This window comes from uncultured Mailhella sp. (assembly GCF_944324575.1).
Lineage (GTDB): Bacteria > Desulfobacterota > Desulfovibrionia > Desulfovibrionales > Desulfovibrionaceae > Mailhella.
The window spans coordinates 1-16037 of the sequence record NZ_CALUWV010000050.1; the positions used below are offsets into that span (position 1 = coordinate 1).

Annotated in this window: 15 protein-coding genes; 4 read left to right on the forward strand and 11 right to left on the reverse strand. The window is 56.8% G+C overall.

Annotated features, from left to right (window positions below; all coding sequences use genetic code 11):
* Positions 1-88: 88 nt before the first annotated feature.
* The 8 genes from Q0J81_RS07345 to Q0J81_RS07380 form a co-directional block, all read right to left on the reverse strand.
* Entirely contained in the window at positions 89-1090 is a 1002-nt protein-coding gene (locus tag Q0J81_RS07345) for an NAD(P)-dependent oxidoreductase (protein WP_294446902.1), read from the reverse strand.
* Positions 1087-1884, reverse strand: coding sequence for a phosphonate ABC transporter, permease protein PhnE (phnE, locus tag Q0J81_RS07350; protein WP_294446903.1), 798 nt, complete (start codon positions 1882-1884; stop codon positions 1087-1089). The genes Q0J81_RS07345 and phnE overlap by 4 nt, the downstream gene beginning before the upstream one ends.
* 1 nt (position 1885) lies before the next feature.
* A complete protein-coding gene (phnD, locus tag Q0J81_RS07355) occupies positions 1886-2746 on the reverse strand; it encodes a phosphate/phosphite/phosphonate ABC transporter substrate-binding protein (protein ID WP_294446905.1) in 861 nt (286 codons plus the stop codon).
* A gap of 87 nt (positions 2747-2833) precedes the next feature.
* Positions 2834-3625 (reverse strand): phosphonate ABC transporter ATP-binding protein, encoded by a 792-nt coding sequence (locus Q0J81_RS07360; protein WP_294446907.1) that lies wholly within the window; start codon positions 3623-3625, stop codon positions 2834-2836.
* 199 nt (positions 3626-3824) lie between these two features.
* A complete protein-coding gene (gene rfaD / locus Q0J81_RS07365) occupies positions 3825-4805 on the reverse strand; it encodes an ADP-glyceromanno-heptose 6-epimerase (RefSeq protein ID WP_294446908.1) in 981 nt (326 codons plus the stop codon).
* Positions 4802-5500, reverse strand: a complete 699-nt coding sequence (locus Q0J81_RS07370) for a YkgJ family cysteine cluster protein (protein ID WP_294446910.1) — start codon at positions 5498-5500, stop codon at positions 4802-4804. Before Q0J81_RS07370 ends, rfaD begins: the two co-directional genes overlap by 4 nt.
* Positions 5501-5611: 111 nt before the next feature.
* Entirely contained in the window at positions 5612-5812 is a 201-nt protein-coding gene (locus tag Q0J81_RS07375; protein ID WP_294446911.1) for a hypothetical protein, read from the reverse strand.
* Positions 5813-5825: 13 nt separating this feature from the next.
* Complete coding sequence (locus Q0J81_RS07380) at positions 5826-7652, reverse strand: hypothetical protein (RefSeq protein WP_294446912.1); 1827 nt, start codon at positions 7650-7652, stop codon at positions 5826-5828.
* 424 nt (positions 7653-8076) lie between these two features.
* Here Q0J81_RS07380 and Q0J81_RS07385 point away from each other — a divergent pair, with 424 nt between their 5' ends.
* Complete coding sequence (locus tag Q0J81_RS07385; protein WP_294446914.1) at positions 8077-8727, forward strand: methyltransferase domain-containing protein; 651 nt, start codon at positions 8077-8079, stop codon at positions 8725-8727.
* A gap of 84 nt (positions 8728-8811) precedes the next feature.
* Here the strand turns inward: Q0J81_RS07385 and Q0J81_RS07390 are convergent, their stop codons facing one another.
* The 3 genes from Q0J81_RS07390 to Q0J81_RS07400 form a co-directional block, all read right to left on the reverse strand.
* Positions 8812-9324, reverse strand: coding sequence for an AAA family ATPase (locus Q0J81_RS07390; protein WP_294446916.1), 513 nt, complete (start codon positions 9322-9324; stop codon positions 8812-8814).
* A 162-nt stretch (positions 9325-9486) separates the two neighbouring features.
* Complete coding sequence (queA, locus tag Q0J81_RS07395; RefSeq protein ID WP_294446917.1) at positions 9487-10584, reverse strand: tRNA preQ1(34) S-adenosylmethionine ribosyltransferase-isomerase QueA; 1098 nt, start codon at positions 10582-10584, stop codon at positions 9487-9489.
* 110 nt (positions 10585-10694) lie between these two features.
* The gene (locus Q0J81_RS07400) at positions 10695-12233 is read right to left on the reverse strand and encodes a M23 family metallopeptidase (protein WP_294446919.1); all 1539 of its coding nucleotides are present in this window, start codon (positions 12231-12233) and stop codon (positions 10695-10697) included.
* A 240-nt stretch (positions 12234-12473) separates the two neighbouring features.
* On the opposite strand from Q0J81_RS07400, the gene Q0J81_RS07405 reads away from it, so the two are divergent.
* The 3 genes from Q0J81_RS07405 to Q0J81_RS07415 all read left to right on the forward strand — a co-directional run.
* Complete coding sequence (locus Q0J81_RS07405) at positions 12474-13829, forward strand: helix-turn-helix domain-containing protein (RefSeq protein ID WP_294446920.1); 1356 nt, start codon at positions 12474-12476, stop codon at positions 13827-13829.
* A gap of 119 nt (positions 13830-13948) precedes the next feature.
* Complete coding sequence (dnaN, locus tag Q0J81_RS07410; protein ID WP_294446921.1) at positions 13949-15115, forward strand: DNA polymerase III subunit beta; 1167 nt, start codon at positions 13949-13951, stop codon at positions 15113-15115.
* A gap of 608 nt (positions 15116-15723) precedes the next feature.
* Positions 15724-16037 (forward strand): hypothetical protein (locus Q0J81_RS07415; RefSeq protein ID WP_294446922.1); only part of this gene is annotated, 314 nt, incomplete at its 3' end.

Consider the following 16037-nt stretch of genomic DNA (forward strand, 5'->3'; position numbering starts at 1 on the left):
CGGGATATTCGAGCCGAAAGCGTCCCGAACTTCGTTTCCACTCCGCTCAAATCCGTTTGATGCGGGGCCGTATCACAGAGCAGAAACGTTATCTTCCGCCGACACGGTTTACAGGATTGGCAGGCACACGCCCTTCAAGAACATCCACGATGTTCCTTGCCGCCGTCATTTCAATGGCCACTCTCACCTTGTCCACGGCAGAGCCGAGATGAGGCGTGAAAAGAGTATTCAGCTCCGGAGAAAGCAGCGGCGGATAAATGCGCTCGGGACGCCCCTCGAGTGCCCAGTCCTCAAAAGAGAAAACATCGGCGGCATACCCCGCAAGATGCCCCCGCTCCAGCGCTTCCGCCACGGCGGTCTCATCTACGCATGATCCCCGCCCGGCATTCACCAGAAACGCTCCTTTCTTCATGAGCGCCATGCGTTCGGCATTCAGCAGATACCGGGTCTGAACGGTCAGCGGCGTCAGCACAAGAACGACGTCCGACCGCTCCAGAAGTTCGTGCAGAGCACAGCCCTCCACTCCGAACGCACGGGCCTCAGCCAGAGCCTTTTCCGAAACGTCAAAACCAAGCAGGCGGGCATTCCATGCCTGCAGTCTCCGGGCCACGGCCTGTCCCAGACGTCCCAGACCTATAATGCCAACCACGGAACCCGACACTCCCGTACCGAACAGTACCGGACGCCAGCCCTGAAACTCACTGCGGACACGCCTGTCACCGGCCTTCACGTTCCGGCTCAGTCCGAGCATAAGTGCAATGGTCAGTTCCGCGGTAGGTTCGGTAAGAAGGTCGGGTACGTACGTCAGCCACACCCCATGACGGGTAGCGGCTTCCACGTCATAATTGTCATATCCCTTCAACGCCGCCCCTATGACCTTCAGACGGGCAGCCCCGGCAAGAAGTTTTTCATCCACCTTGTCGGGCATGAAGGTCATGGCCGCATCAACATCTGCCACACGCCTGCAGAACTCTTCATGCGAAAGACTCTCGCAGCTCCGGTTCAGGTCAAGCTCGCAGTATCTTCCAAGATACTCCTCAACCTCGGCATGAATGCGACACGTGACCAGACAACGGGGTTTTCCGTTCATGAAACCTTTCTCCGTATTCTTGAACCGAGGCCATCCACCAGCGTCACCATGACGAGAATGACCAGAAGGATGGCCGAAACTTCCTGGTACTGCATGATGCGCAGCGAAGCCATAAGCTCGAAGCCTATGCCCCCGGCGCCCACCATGCCCATGACGGTGGATGCCCGGAAATTGTATTCCCACCTGTACACAAGCGTATCCACAAGCTGCGGCATGACCTGCGGCAGAATGCCGTAAAGAACGGTCTGCGCCCTTGTCGCGCCGACGGCCCGAATGGCTTCCACCGGCTTGGGATCGCAATGTTCAATGGCCTCCGCAAAAAACTTGCCCACCATGCCGACGGAATGCAGTCCCAGTGCCAGTGCACCGGGAAGAGCGCCGAACCCCACCGCCGCAACGAAAACGATGCCCATGATGAGCTCGGGTACCGAGCGGAGAATATTGAGAATTCCCCTTGCCAGGCGATAGACGGCCCTGTTCGGGGCCACATTTCCGGCAGCCAGAAGTCCTACGGGCAAGGAAAGAACCAGCGCTATGAACGTACCGGCAACGCTCATGCACAGCGTATCGACCACCGGTTTTCCCCACTTGCGCATATTGGAAAAATCAGGAGGAAACATTTCACCCAGCAGCTGGCAGAGTGCAGGACCTCCCTCCACCATCCGCTGCAGATCAAGCAGGCCGGTATGCCACGAACAGACAAGAACCATCAGCCCCAGTACGACGAGCTTCAGGCAGGATCTGCGATAGCCGCATCTTACGGTATGCCGGACGTTTTCCAGAGTTGCCGCCATGTTACATCTGCGCCAGATTGAGATTGAGAATTCTGGCCAGCTCGCGCACGGGATCATAGGCGGCATCGTCAATGGCTATGAAGCCGTCCGCCTTGAAAGGCTTGAGAACCGCAGGATCCTTCATGTCGAGAAAAGCCTGTCTGACGGCCTTCTTGAGCTCGGGATTCAGACCTGCGCGCATGGTCCAGGGATATTCGGGAAACTCCTGCGACGTGGCGATGACTTTCACCTTGTCCGCCTTCAGCAGTCCCTTTTCCATCATGGTCTGGAAAATGGGCTCCGACATGCCGCCGGCCTGTGCATTGCCGTTCTGCACGTTCATGGCCACGGCATCGTGGCTGCCCACGAAATGTTCCTTGTAATCCTCGCCGCTTTTAAGTCCCTCATTCAGAAGCATGGATTTGGGAATGAGGTGAGAAGACGTGGAGGCGACATCACCGAACGCCATGTCATGTCCCTTGATGTCCGCCATCTTTTCAATACCGCTGCCCGCATTGGCTATGACGACCGAACGGTATGTGGCCTTGCCCTTCTTCTGCATGGCGGCAAAGGGCTCTATATCGCACTTCGACTTGGCCATGACGTAGGAAAGAGGTCCGAAATAGGCGAGGTCCAGACGATCGTGCCGCATGGCTTCAATCATGGAAGAGTAGTCGGTGGTCACCACGAGTTCCACCTTTCTGCCCAGCTTTTCCTGAAGATAGTTCTTCAGATTCTCATTATTTTTGATCACCACGCTGGGGCTTTCATCAGGCAGAAGTGCCACGCGAAGCGTCTGAGGGTTTCCGTCTCCGGCCGCAAAGGCAGCGGTCTGCATCGTGAACACGCCCAGAAGCGCCAGAACAATGTTGCGGATCTTCATAACTATTCCTCTCTGAAAATGAAAATACATGTTCAGGCCTCCGCTCTTCGCTCCAAAACGGAGAACGGTACGACCCGTATCCGGTAATCATGCGGCCAGGGCCGGCTTCAGCGAAGGCTCGACGACGGGAGGCAGGACGGAGGCTTCTGCGGAAGACGTTGCGTAAAGTCTGTTCAGCACCCTGTCGTTCAGTTCGGCGGCACTGCCGTCGAACACCACGCATCCGCCGTTCAGGGCAATGATTCTGTCGGCGAACCTTCGCGCCAGCTCCACCTGATGCAGACTCACGACCGAACAGATCCCCCTTTCCCGGCAGATTCCGTGAAGAAGATCTATGACTTCGTAGGCCCGCTGGGGATCCAGACTGGCGACAGGTTCATCGGCAAGCATGATCTCCGGCTGCTGCATGAGCGCCCTGGCTATGCCGACGCGCTGCTGCTGTCCGCCGGAAAGATTGCCCGCGGCAGTCAGCGCAAAGCCTTCCATTCCCACACGGGCAAGACAGGCATACGCATTCTCCAGATCCTCGGAAGACGCCGGAAGCAGCCCATGAAACAGAGAATGAAAACCGATGCGGCCGTTGAGCGTGTTTCTCAGGGCGGTCTGCCTCAAAATGAGCTGATGCTGCTGAAAAATGAATCCGGTTTTCCGGTGCAGCTCACGCAGTTTTCTGGAAGAATCGACAACGCCTATTCCGCGAACGCTGATGCTGCCCTCCGATACCGGACTGAGCAGCGCCAGACTGCGCAGCAGCGTGGACTTGCCAGCACCGGAAGGCCCGAGAAGAACGGTAAAGGACCCGGGATCCAGATGTATCGTCGTGGGGGCAAGCGCCGTCGTCTGACCGTACCTTTTGGCAATATTCAAGGCCTGAAGCATACAACCTCCTGAATTATCAGGATGATAAATATGCCTGAAATATTGCTCCAATGTTTCCCGGAATTAAAATTTTCATTATCAAAGAAGCGGCTTTTTTACAGCCGCAGCAACAAAAAGCCCGTTCTGAACATTCAGAACGGGCGAAACTTTGCGAACCTGTCGAAAACATCTGCAGGAACGCATGCCATTCACATCTCTCTTACAAAGAACAGAGATACGGATCGTCCTGCAGAAGATAGTTGCGAACGTAGTCGTCCACGCCCTCTTCCAGCGAGTGGAACTTCACCGGACAGTTTTCGCGGGAAAGCCAGCCCATGTCGGCCTCGGTGAAATACTGATACTTACCCTTGAGATGCTCGGGCATGTCAAAGTACTCGATGTCCGCCGGGCGGTCCATGGCGGAAAACACCGCCTTTGCCAGATCGTTCCAGCTGCGGGCGTGCCCCGTGCCCACGTTGAATATGCCGTTGCACGAAGGCGTTTCCATGAACCAGCGCATGAGCGCGGCGCAATCCTTGGAATACACGAAGTCGCGCACGGATTCTCCGTCGCCGTACTGGGGGTTGTCCGAGCGGAACAGACGGATCTTTCCGGTCTCCTTGACCTGAGGAACAGCACGGCAGACCATGCTCATCATGCTGCCCTTGTGGTATTCGTCGGGGCCGTACACATTGAAGAACTTGAGATTGACCACTTCGCCAAGCAGCTTGTGCTGCATGCACCACATATCGAAGAGCTTCTTCGAGTAGCCGTACATATTGAGCGGACGAAGCTTCGGCATGAGCTCGAGCGAGTCGGAAAAGCCGAGCTCACCGTCGCCGTAGGTAGCGGCGCTGCTTGCGTTGATGAAACGGGCTCCTGCCTCAAGAGCGGCAAGGCAGACTTCCACCGTGTAGTGAAAGTTGTTCTCCATGAGAAAATCGGCATTGCGCTCGGTGGTGGAGGAACACGCGCCCATGTGAATTACGCACTCCACGCCTTCCAGCTTCTTGCCGGAGCGCAGCTCCTCAAGAAACCTGTCGCGGTGCATATAGTTGCTGTAGCGCAGGTGGGAGAGATTCTTCCACTTTTCCGTGGAGGCGAGATTGTCCACCACAAGAATGTCATCCACGCCCTGACGGTTCAGTTCCCATATCATGTTTGCGCCGATGAGGCCGGCGCCGCCCGTGACTATGATCATTCGCGCCCCTTCAATGTTGCCTTCGTGGTCTGCACGAGGATGATGCTGCCGTCGGCATTATGCCTGGCGTCAATGCCGAACATGATGACGGTGTGCAGAAGCGGACGGCCGAACAGAAAGTCCAGCATTTCCTTTTGCACCTTGCCTTTTTCCATGACGAGCTCGCGGAAGGCCCTGTCGTATTCCACGACTTCCACCAGAGCGCGGCGGGCTGCTTCCTGCTTTTCAAGATGGGAGGCGAGCTCTATGAGCGCCGCGTAGTTGCATCGGGACTCGTGGGCTTCCACGGAATCCATGAGCCACGCAGGCGCGTGAAGAAGTTCCAGTATGGCCCTTCGGTCCAGCCTGTCCTCACCATGCATGGAAAGCAATGCGGAAGGATCGTCGCAGAACAGGGCCCGGCATTCCGCAGGAGCGCTGTCATGAATGAAGCAGCGGTTGTTGCCCATGAGAAAACGGCAGGTCCAGTCGTCGGGACGCGAACCGTAGGGAGGGGCGATTTTCACAATTTCCTCGGGCAGCGGCACGACATGGTCGTTGGAAGTGTCGCGCACAAGTTCGCCTGCGCGGAACGTACAGAGATCCTGCAGTTGAAGCACGCCGCTCACAAGAAGCGAAGCGTCTTCCTTATGAAGAGCCGGTCCGCCCTTGCGACAGCAGGTTCCGCACTGACGGCACTGATGATTTTCGCTCATGATATCCTCATTTGTTGCCCTGCGCCGACACGGAAAGGACGAACGTCGCTTCCCGGATTCCGCGACGCGGGGCCCCGGAGGGCCCCGTTCCAAAACGTCCGGACGCCGACGCTATCTGGCAAGTCCTTTATACATTCTGAGCCTGTTCAAACGCACTCTGCGATACTGCATATGCGTTTCCAGCATGTTCTTCTGCTGGTGCAGCTCATGTATTTCCTGCGGGAACACTATGCCCTTTTCCACGTCTTCGGCATCCATGAGTTCCCGTATCTTCCTCGTGCACTCCTTCTGCACCGCCTCTATGACGGCCATCTGAGCCTCAAGCTCAGAAATCGTCTCCGGAAGCGGGTTCAGGAGGAAGCTCTCCATAGACTCCGTGGGCGATGACTCGTCTGCGCGAGGGTTTTGCATCTTCAGTCTCCTGCTCGACTTTACGTTTCAGTTCAGGACGGGGCAGCGTGTTGTACATGTTCCAGAAGGACGGGAACAGACCGGTCATCACGCCGGGGTTGGAAAGGTGCAGATTCGGACGGAGGAAGGCACCCAGCGCGTAGGCCATGGCCCACTGCGCGGAAGGAGCCACCCAGGATCCGGGCACTGTTTCTTCCACGGCAGCAAGTGCGCCATCCTTCTCTTCCACGCCGCAACGCGAAAGGAAGGCCGTCACCACGTGCCGGTCCTCGTCAGGCATTTCGGGCAGAGTCACCTTTACGCCCTCATGCACCGCTGCCGCCATGATGACCGTGCAGAGCGGAAGAAGCTCGGGGCATTCCCCGATCACGGCCTTCAGAACTTCGGGAGCGGGAGCAGCGGTCTCGCGCTCCTTGCCGGTGCATTCCACCTGCTGGGCGCCGTACTTCACGTTGAGGCCTGCGCCGCGAAGAATCTTTTCCACAAGAGAAGACGCCGCATTCTTTCCCCACACGCCTTCCAGCACGGCGCGACCGCCGTTGAATCCGGGGAACATGAGTACGGTGGCCGCCACGGAAGCGTCCATGGGAACCACGGGACGGGCAGGCACGGAAACTTCGCCGCGCTGCACGAAAATGTCGCGTCCCTTTCTTTCCACCTTCATGCCGCAGCCGGAAAGCACATCCAGCACGAGCGGCAGCAGACGGGGCTCACGCTCAGGCAGCGTCAGACGGCAGCCCGTTTCCCAGAACGGAGAGGCCAGCACGAGGGCGGCCGTGAAATCTTCGGGAAGATCGTCGGGAAGACGGACTTCGCGCGGCATGAGTCCCGAACATTCCATACGCACGGGCAGACCGTCCTGAGAAGGAATGACGTTGGTCAGACGCACGCCGAGCTGGGGCAGGAAATGACGCAGAGGCGCAATGTCGAGAAAACGAAGGGAACTGTCGCCGGTAAGCTTGAGCCTTGCGGGCATGCCCACGCACAGGGCGATGACGAGCCAGAGATTGAAGGCGTCGTCGCCCAGATGAATAACCTTGTCCATGTTGCGGGCAAGACCGTTGCCTCCGCGACTCTGCACGTCACCGTTGTCTTCCCACCAGAGCTGACCGCCTATCTGATTGAGGGCCTTCACGCCGCTCACCACAGCGTCGGTAAGAGGCACGCGGGAAATGCAGGTCACCTGACCTGCGGCCGCGGCTACGGCCAGCCAGCAGCGGGCCGCCACGGTGTCGGACGGCGCGGGAATGCGGATGTCCACAGCTTCGCCGTTGGGTGCGAGATTGTAGAAGCCCTGCTCCTCTTCCATGCGGGTCAGAGGTTCGATGGTCTGAAGCAGCATGAAAAGATCGCGGGAAAGACGATTGTCGCGGGCAAGGCGGGCGGCCTTGCTTTCCCACGCGGTACGCAGGGTCTTTTCCGTTTCGGGCGCGAGGCGTCCGCCGCGACGCAGGCGGGCGAGCATCTGAGCGCGACGCATCACAAGGTGCAGAATGTCGTTGTCCAGATCCAGAATGGCTCCGAGATCGCCCCTGCGCGACGGCGTGCGATCCGAGCGCGGCTTGTAGCCGTCCTTTCTGAAGTCCCTGCGCCCGTCACGGCGCTCGTCGTCGCCGCGTTCAAAACGACGCGGGCGGAAATTTTCCGAATGTTCCTGACGTCGACCTTCGCCGCGTTCTCCGTCATTTTTCCTGAAGGAACGCCTGGCGAAATCCTTTCTGTCCTCGCCCCTATTCTCCATGTCAAACCTGCTTTTATCTGTGCGTGGCGCGTCGGCAGGCGCGCACGTCGTTTCAAAAGGGGCAGAAAGCGAAGCCGACGCCCCGTACGCTCACCCCGTACTACCGGCTTTCCGTCGCGGAAAGTCATGGTGAACAGGCATGATATCCTTATTGCATCCGGCGGGCAAGTCTTTTGCCGGGGCCCTCCCGGGCCCCTTCACGGCGGAAGGACAAAGGATTATGCTCCTTGCTCCCCTCCGCGCAAAAGCAGCGGCAAGCGGCGGAACGCCCCGCTCCGCTGCAAAAAAACGCTCGTCCACAGGCCACGCGGCAGAACATGCGGGAAAGGACCGCCCCTTCGCGCCGCCGTTCTCTCCCGAACAGGACGCCGCGCCGGCGCAGACGTTCAACGCTCACAGACAACGCACAAAGACAAGGAACGCTATGGAACAGTTCACGCCCTTCGACCGTTTATTTCAGTCCTGCGGCAGAATATGGCACATCCGCCGGGCCGACATGGACAAGCTCTGGGCCGACATGGACCAGAAGAACGGAGAAGACCGTCTCCCCTACTGGAATGAAATATGGCCCTCATCCCTGGCTCTCGCAGGATGGCTGGCCGAGATGCAGGACGACATCAAAGGCAAGGCCTGTCTCGACATGGGCTGCGGCCTGGGCTTCACGGCCCTGCTCAGCCGCTGGCTCGGCGCCACGGTCACCGGTATGGACTATGAGCCGGAGGCCCTGAAGTACGCCGAGATAAATGCCCGCCTCAACGCCGTCGAAGGCGTGACCTTCACGGTCATGGACTGGAGGGAGCCGACCTTCCCGCCCGAGAGCTTCGACCGCATCTGGGCCGGAGACATCATGTATGAAAAGGACTTTGCCCACCCCATCGCCGCCTTTCTCGCCTCCATGCTGAAGCGCGGCGGCCGGGCCTGGATCGCCGAACCCGGCAGGGACATCTTCCACCACCTTCTCGACGCGCTGCCCGAACACAAGCTCCGTCACAAGCGCATCTGCTCCCTGCCCGTCTCCCCGCTCACCGAGCAGGACGTGCCCGTTCCCGTGACCATCTGGGAAGTGGAGAAATGACAAAAGGGAGTTTCTCTCCCTTCGCTGCCAGTCTCAAAGAAAACGACTTTTCGTGAAAGAAAGTCGTTTTCTTTTTTCACCATCTTATCGTTTCGACACTCTCAGAGCCGCCGCAATGATTTCAGCAGCTTCCTTCGGCGTTCGCAGGCTCACATCAATTTTTCGGCTTTTCATGCCCGCATAGCATGGCAGTCGCTCAAGGCTTCGGGCAAACACTTCGGGACTTCGACGCCCCTCTTCAATGTCCTTGCAAAGACGCGCTGAAAGCGCCTGTTCCGAAGCCGTGAGCGTAAAGAGCGAAAAACGCGCGCCGGACACGTCCAGCCTTCTCAACACTTCTTCCACGATGGAATGCTCATGCATGACCCAGCAGAAAATGACATGGCGGTATGCCGAACAGTGCAGAAAGCCGTTCAGAACATGGGCCACGTTGTCGAGCACCATGGCCTTTGTTTCCTCATTCACCGTAAAGGGCTCCATGGTCCAGCACCAGTCTCCGTCCAGAAACGCTGCTGGAGCCAGCAGCGAAAGAAGCTCTCGGCCCGTGGAGGTCTTGCCCACGCCCATGGTTCCGTTGATGAAGACAAGTTCCTTCATGCTCTCTTCTCCATACCGTCGCCTTTTCAGAAAATGTGCGGCAGCCGACTCCGTTCCTCCCCTTTCATGAAAAAAGGGAGCCCGCAGCTCCCTTTCTCAAAGTCGCCGGACAGGATTCCTGCGCACTCCGATGAAAACGGGGCAACGCCCCGGGCGTTCTCCCTAGCGCACGAACATGGCGTCTCCGTAGGAGAAAAAGCGATACTTTTCCCGCACGGCCTCGGCATAGGCATCAAGGATACGCTCTCTTCCGCAGAGCGCCGCCACCAGCATGATGAGCGAAGACTCAGGCAGGTGAAAATTGGTGATGAGATGATCGACCACCTGAAAGCGGAAGCCCGGATAAATGAATATGTTCGTCCAGCCGTGCCACCCTCCTTCGGGAATGACGCCGCCGTTCTGCGCGGCGCAGCCTTCCATGGTACGACAGGAAGTGGTTCCTACGGCTACCACAGGGCGGCCGGACGCCTTGGCCTCGCGGATGATCCCGGCAGTTTCCGGCGACACTTCCACATACTCGCTGTGCATGGGATGCTCGCGTATGTCCTGCTCGCGCACGGGACTGAAGGTTCCGTAGCCCACGTGCAGCGTGACCTCGGCCCAGCCGAAACCGCGCTGACGCAGCTCTTCACGCAATGCATCGGTAAAATGCAGCCCCGCCGTAGGAGCGGCCACGCTGCCGGACTTTTCTCTGTCGGCGTACACGGTCTGGTAGCGGGCCATGTCCTCGCTGCTCTGCTCGCGCTTGATGTACGGCGGAAGCGGCAGCTTTCCTATGCGCCGCATGCACTCCACAAGATCGCCCTTCCAGAACAGCATGACGTCATGCTGGCCGAATTCCTTTTTTTTCAGCACCTCGGCCGCAATGCTGTCGCCGAAGACGAGCCGGTCTCCTGCATGAATGCTGCGGGAAGGCCGAAGCAACACTTCAGCCTGAGCCCGGCTCCAGCCGTCCGCCTCGGCCATGGCGCAGGCCTTGAGCAGAGGAGGAGGCGTAAGAAGAAGCAGTTCTACCTTGCCGCCCGTAGGCCTGTGACCGAAAAGGCGCGCGGGCACCACGCAGGAATTGTTGGCCACAAGCAGCGCACCCTCGGGAAGAAAATCGGCCAGATGGGAAAAGGTGGAATGAATGTTCTTCCCGCTCGCCCGATCCAGCACCATGAGACGCGAAGCTCCGCGCTTTTCGGGAGGATACTGGGCTATGCGTTCCTCGGGCAAATCGTAATTGTAGCTCGACAGCTGAAAGTCGGATTCGTTCATGACTCTGTTCCCGCCCTTTCGGGCCCGGAGAAAAATACAGGGACGGAAAGGCTGGCGCACCCCTTGTCGGAAGGATGCGCCAGCCTCAGGCACATACGAAAAATGTCGCGCTATTTTTCCGCCACGGCGGTGTCGCTGTCAAGCAGCGAACGCGCGCTCGCCACGGTCTGCATGAAACGTGCGCGATCCTTTTTTGACACAGGCGCGGAACGCGAGCCGGAAAGCGTGTCGGGATTGACGAACCGGCCGTTCTTCATGACGCGAAAATCAAGATGCGGCCCGGTGGCCGTGCCCGTGGCCCCCACGAAGGCCACCACTTCTCCCTGATCCACCTTCTGTCCCACCTTGAGAGACGAGGCAAAACGGGAAAGATGCGCGTACTGCGTTTCTATGCCTCCGCTGTGACGGATGACGAGCGTGTTGCCGTAGCCGTTCTTCCAGCCCCGGAACGTCACCTTGCCCGCGCCGAGAGCCTTCACCGGCGTGCCGCGCGGCGCGGCATAGTCCACGCCCTGATGCGGACGCACCTTGCCGAAGATGGGATGCTTGCGATGCATGGTATACACGGAGCTCACGCGGGTAAAGTTGAGGGGCGCCTTGAGAAATTCCGTTTCCAGCGAGCTTCCGTCGGCGGCAAAGTAGTGCGTTTTGCCCTTTGCATCCACAAAGCGGAACGCTTCAAACACTTCTCCATCGTTGACGAAACGGGCGGCCACAATGTCCCCGTAACGACGGAAGTCATCGCCGAGATATTTCTTTTCCACCACCATTTCAAAGGTGTCGCCATCCTGAACTTCGTTGACGAAGTTGATCTGATGGCTGAACACGTCGGCCAGACGCACGGCCAGATTGGCGGATTCTCCGGCATCGGCCATGGCCTCGAACAGCGAAGAATGAATGACGCCGCTCACCTTGATGAGTCTGGTGTCAAATTCAAAAACGTCCACACGGGCGGAAAAACCTTTTTCCGTGCGCTCAACGACAAGACGGCTCTCCTCGTCAATGTCGTAAAAAAGACGGCTCACCTGTTCCGTCTGCTTGTCGCGCTCCACGCTGAACAGATGACCAGGCATGATTTTCGTCATGGAATATACGGAGGAAGCGGCCTTCACGACCTGATCAATCTCGTTGTTGTCCAGCCAGCGCACGAGCAGCGCGCCCGCGCTGTCGCCGCTGCGAACGGCGCTGCGGAACACCTCGGTTCCGCACCCCGAATCCTCCACCATGTACCGGGAATCCTCTTCCCACGGCACGGCTTCGGAATAGTTCGGAATGCACATGCCTTCCCTCGCGGAAAGAAACGCGCTCAGAGAGTCGTCGTAGCGGGGGGCGGTTCCGGCGTCTTCACCGGACGACACTCCGCCGCCTTCCCAGAACTCGCGCATCCACGAAAGACCGCTCCCCAGAGAGGCAAGCTGCATTTCTCCCGGATTTTCGACATCGACCCCCAGAGAAAAATCGTGAGGTTTCACTGCCTGATCAAACAGTTCCATCCCGCCGTCGGCGGCAAATTCCTCGGGCAGCACATAGCCGGGCAGCTCTTCCTCGTGCTGAAAAAGCTGCCACGCTCCGGCAACGGCCGAGCCCAAAAGCACACAGCAGAGCACGCGCACGGACAGTGCGCGAAAAATTTGATATTTTTTTATCATAATGTCTGACGTTTCACGGCTTTTATTTCAGAGAAAACAAAGGAGCTGACGCCCCTGCGGGTATATAACCAAGAAACTGCTTGTTTATGCAAGCGTTTTCTGGTAAAAAAATTTATGCCCGGCAGTCTGTGAGCACACTGCCGAATACTGACGGAGCAGCACTTAAGCTTGTGGCATTGCTCATGATTATAAGCGCCGACTCCATCGTTTCTCCGCAATACGAACATCGTCCGAATACGCATGAAAGTTCTTTCCAGCTTTCCCAGAGCCTGCGCAGAGGCCGGAAGCCTGCCGAAAGAAGGCTCGCCTTCTCCTGCCGCAGCTTCAGATACCGACGGTCAGCTCGTCAGAAAACTGCTTCGCCGACGGCTTGGCGGCAGAACGCCGGAATGGTTTTCCCCTCTCTCCTTCTCTCTGGAAGACGGCGAAGATCGTGTGCTCACCGTTTTCATGCCTCACGAACTGTTCTTCCGCTGGTATGCAGAACGAGGCCGTACCGCACTGGAAAAAGCCGCCCGTAGCGTGCTTGGGGCCCGAACATCGCTGCGCTATACGTGGCCGCAGCAGCAACAGCCCTCCATTCCTTACGCGCCCCTTTCGTCTGAATCACGGGACAGCCTTCCCGTCTTTGACGACTTTCTTCTCAACGGTCGCAGCAGAAACGACATAAGGCTTCTGCGCCTTGCCCTGCAGAAGGAACCCCGCGTCATTTTTCTTCGAGGCGCTTCCGGCACGGGCAAGACCCATCTTTCGCGCGCCGCCTTCGGGCAACTTTGCGAACGCTTCCACGGAAAAGCCGCATTCCTTTCCGGAAATGAAGTGCTGACGCGCTTCCGCCATTCCCACGATTTTTTTCAGCGCCTCACGCGAGGCTGTGACGCCCTGGTAGTCGACGATCTCCAGCTTCTGGAAAACGCCCCCGACGCGCAGAGGGAACTTGCGGCTCTCCTCGACGTTCTTTCCGGCAGAACCTTCTTTCTCGGCACGATTTCGCTGGACGGAACACTTCTTCCCGAACTGCACGACAGGCTCTGCTCCAGCATTTCCCTTCTGCTTCCCGAGCCGGATCTCGACGTGCGCCTGCGCTTCGCCCAGATACAGATGGAAAAAGCCGGTCTGCCTGCGCACCATGGCACGGCGCTCATGCTGGCCAGACGATGTCTGCGACTGCGGCACATCCAGGGCATTCTGGAACAGCTGCGTCTGCGTTACGAACAAGACAAAAAGATGCCCTCGGTCCCGGAACTTGCCCATCTTCTGGAACGCTCCGGTCAGACCATGACCGCAGACGCGGATTCCATTCTTGCGGCCGTGGCTGCTCACTACGGCTGCACTTCAGTGCAACTGCGCGAAAACACAAGAAACAGAGAACTTTCCCATCCCCGGCAGATCGCCATGTATCTGTGCCGAAGCCTGCTCGGGGAATCCTATCCGTCCATCGGTCTTCTCTTTGGCGGAAAAGACCACACAACGGTCATGTATGCCGTGAAAAAGATTGAAAAACTTAAAGTTACGAACAAAGATGTGCACAGTCTGGTCACAAAGCTGACGAAACAGTGCGCAAACGGCGTTCAGGGAGGTCGAAAACCGGCCTGAATGTGCGTCATCTTACTTGAGGTTCCTCTTTCTGTTCCTATATTATTCAATAATTACAATGTGTTAAATAAGATAGGAACAAAGTGGCGATATTAAACCTTCTACTACAAGGAAAAACCATGTATTTAACCGTAAAAAAGGAACAGATCATCGAAGGCCTTCAGAAAGCGGCTTCCATCATTCCCAGCAAGGCGGGAGCAGCATATCTGCGTTCGATCTGGCTTCAGGCCGTGAAGTCTCCCGACGGTGACAGACTTACCATCATGTCCACCGACGTGAACATCGAATTCACGGGCACCTATCCTGCGGAGATAAAGGAAGAAGGAACGGCAGGCGTGAACGGACGAGCCTTTGTGGAGCTTCTGCGCCGTCTGCCCGGAGGAGAAATCAGTCTTCGACTGGACGAGGAATCGCACATTCTTTCCGTGGAACAGGGACGCCGTTCCTACAAGCTTCCCACGGTTGACCCGGTATGGTTCCAGCCTCTTCCTCCCTTTCCCGAAGAAGGTGCCGTGCTGTGGGCCGGCGACTTCTTCCAGGACGTCATTGACCGCGTGGCCTTCTGCATCAGCGACGACGACAGCGCCGAAGGTCTGGCCTGCCTGTACCTCAAGGCCGGCGATGCCGGAAAGGTGGACGTGTGCGGTCTGAACGGTCATCAGTTCGCCATGGTCCGCTTCATCAATGACGCCCTGGCGAATCTTCTGCCTGAAAACGGTCTTCTCATTCAGAAGAAGTACGTCAATGAACTGCGCAAGTGGCTGGGCAGCGACGAAGTCATGCTCAACATCAGCGAACGCCGTTTCCACATCCGCACGGGTTCCGGCAGCGAGACCCTGAGCATTCCCCGCAGCGCCAACTTCAGCTACCCGGATCACCTGAGCTTTCTGGCCAGACTCGACGGCGCGAACACGTCTCAGCTCGACGTGGACCGTCGTGAAACGCTGAATGCCCTCGATCGTCTGCTCATCTTCAACAACGACAGCGACCGCTGCACCTACTTCCGTTTCTCTCCCGAAGAAGTGGAACTCTCCGCTCAGGGACAGGAAACGGGTTCCGCCACCGAACATCTGGAAGGGTCCTTCAAGGGCGATCTGGAAGTCATCGCCTTCCCCACGCGCAGCCTCATGGACATACTCGGTCATTTTCAGTCCGCTTCTCTGCACTATGTGTTCACCGGAGCGGAGGGCCCCTGCGGCATCACCGGTTCCGAGGATGCCGAATACACCGTCATTCTCATGCCCATGAAAATCGCCGAATCTTCCTATTATACGGAAGAAGAATAGGCGTCTCAGGTCATGCTGCCCAGAAGGATTCTTATGGGCAGCATGACCTTTTTGTTCAACGTGTAGGGCTTTTTGTTAAATGTCAGACGGATATGACAAAAATGTAAAAATAAACTTTAAAAATATATATAATATATTGATATTATTTATTTTTTTAAAAAAAATGATTATAATTCCCAATAAGGGATCTTGCATTGTCTTTTTTTTTAGAGTAAATTTTTCACAAAGATAGGATGGTTTATTATATATTACAAAAAAAATTCAAGAATTCTTTATTGATAACATCATTTCTGTATCAATTCATTTGATTATTTTGTCACTAACAGTAGTTTTTTTTGTAATAGAAAGTAATGAATATCTCAGTCAGTGAGTAGAGGATTTTATAAGAATGACACGATAGTGTTGTTCTTTTTATAATGTATTTTGCCATCTGTAAGAAGGTTGGATTGACAGCAGTAGATTGCTGCTGTCGGAATGTCGAGTTGAATCGGAATACAATATGTTTCGCCATAGACATATGTTGTTCCGATTTTCCGATGTTGAACTTCTTTTCGTTTCAAGCCGACGATGGAAGTTTATCTTAACCGTAATTTTGCAGGAGCGGAATTATGTCCTCTTCTCAAGTGTCTGATCCGACACCTTCTTCCGATGTACAGAAACTTCCTTCCAATCTCGAAGTCAATAAGCAGCCCCTCTTCCCCAAGATTGCTCTTTTTGCCGGCATAGCCCTGTATTTCATTATACTGGCCATTCCCTTTGCCGACAGCACCGTCACGCAGCGCGGCGGCATAGCCATCATTCTTGTATCCGCCTGGTTCTGGGCCACCGGCTGCATTCCTTCCGGCTATGTCATGGCCGTTCCCGTTTTCGGCACCGCCTTTCTTCCGGGCATGAAATTCGGAGAAATTCTTCAGACGCTGGT

Coding starts and splice junctions, on each gene's coding strand:
- queA (WP_294446917.1), bottom strand. CDS start 10,584: ATGAACGAATCCGACTTTCAGCTGTCGAGCTACAATTACGATTTGCCC.
- Q0J81_RS07370 (WP_294446910.1), bottom strand. CDS start 5,500: ATGAGCGAAAATCATCAGTGCCGTCAGTGCGGAACCTGCTGTCGCAAG.
- Q0J81_RS07405 (WP_294446920.1), top strand. CDS start 12,474: ATGAAAGTTCTTTCCAGCTTTCCCAGAGCCTGCGCAGAGGCCGGAAGC.
- dnaN (WP_294446921.1), top strand. CDS start 13,949: ATGTATTTAACCGTAAAAAAGGAACAGATCATCGAAGGCCTTCAGAAA.
- Q0J81_RS07385 (WP_294446914.1), top strand. CDS start 8,077: ATGGAACAGTTCACGCCCTTCGACCGTTTATTTCAGTCCTGCGGCAGA.
- Q0J81_RS07380 (WP_294446912.1), bottom strand. CDS start 7,652: ATGGAGAATAGGGGCGAGGACAGAAAGGATTTCGCCAGGCGTTCCTTC.
- phnE (WP_294446903.1), bottom strand. CDS start 1,884: ATGGCGGCAACTCTGGAAAACGTCCGGCATACCGTAAGATGCGGCTAT.
- Q0J81_RS07345 (WP_294446902.1), bottom strand. CDS start 1,090: ATGAACGGAAAACCCCGTTGTCTGGTCACGTGTCGCATTCATGCCGAG.
- Q0J81_RS07360 (WP_294446907.1), bottom strand. CDS start 3,625: ATGCTTCAGGCCTTGAATATTGCCAAAAGGTACGGTCAGACGACGGCG.
- phnD (WP_294446905.1), bottom strand. CDS start 2,746: ATGAAGATCCGCAACATTGTTCTGGCGCTTCTGGGCGTGTTCACGATG.
- Q0J81_RS07375 (WP_294446911.1), bottom strand. CDS start 5,812: ATGGCCGTCATAGAGGCGGTGCAGAAGGAGTGCACGAGGAAGATACGG.
- Q0J81_RS07400 (WP_294446919.1), bottom strand. CDS start 12,233: ATGATAAAAAAATATCAAATTTTTCGCGCACTGTCCGTGCGCGTGCTC.
- rfaD (WP_294446908.1), bottom strand. CDS start 4,805: ATGATCATAGTCACGGGCGGCGCCGGCCTCATCGGCGCAAACATGATA.
- Q0J81_RS07390 (WP_294446916.1), bottom strand. CDS start 9,324: ATGAAGGAACTTGTCTTCATCAACGGAACCATGGGCGTGGGCAAGACC.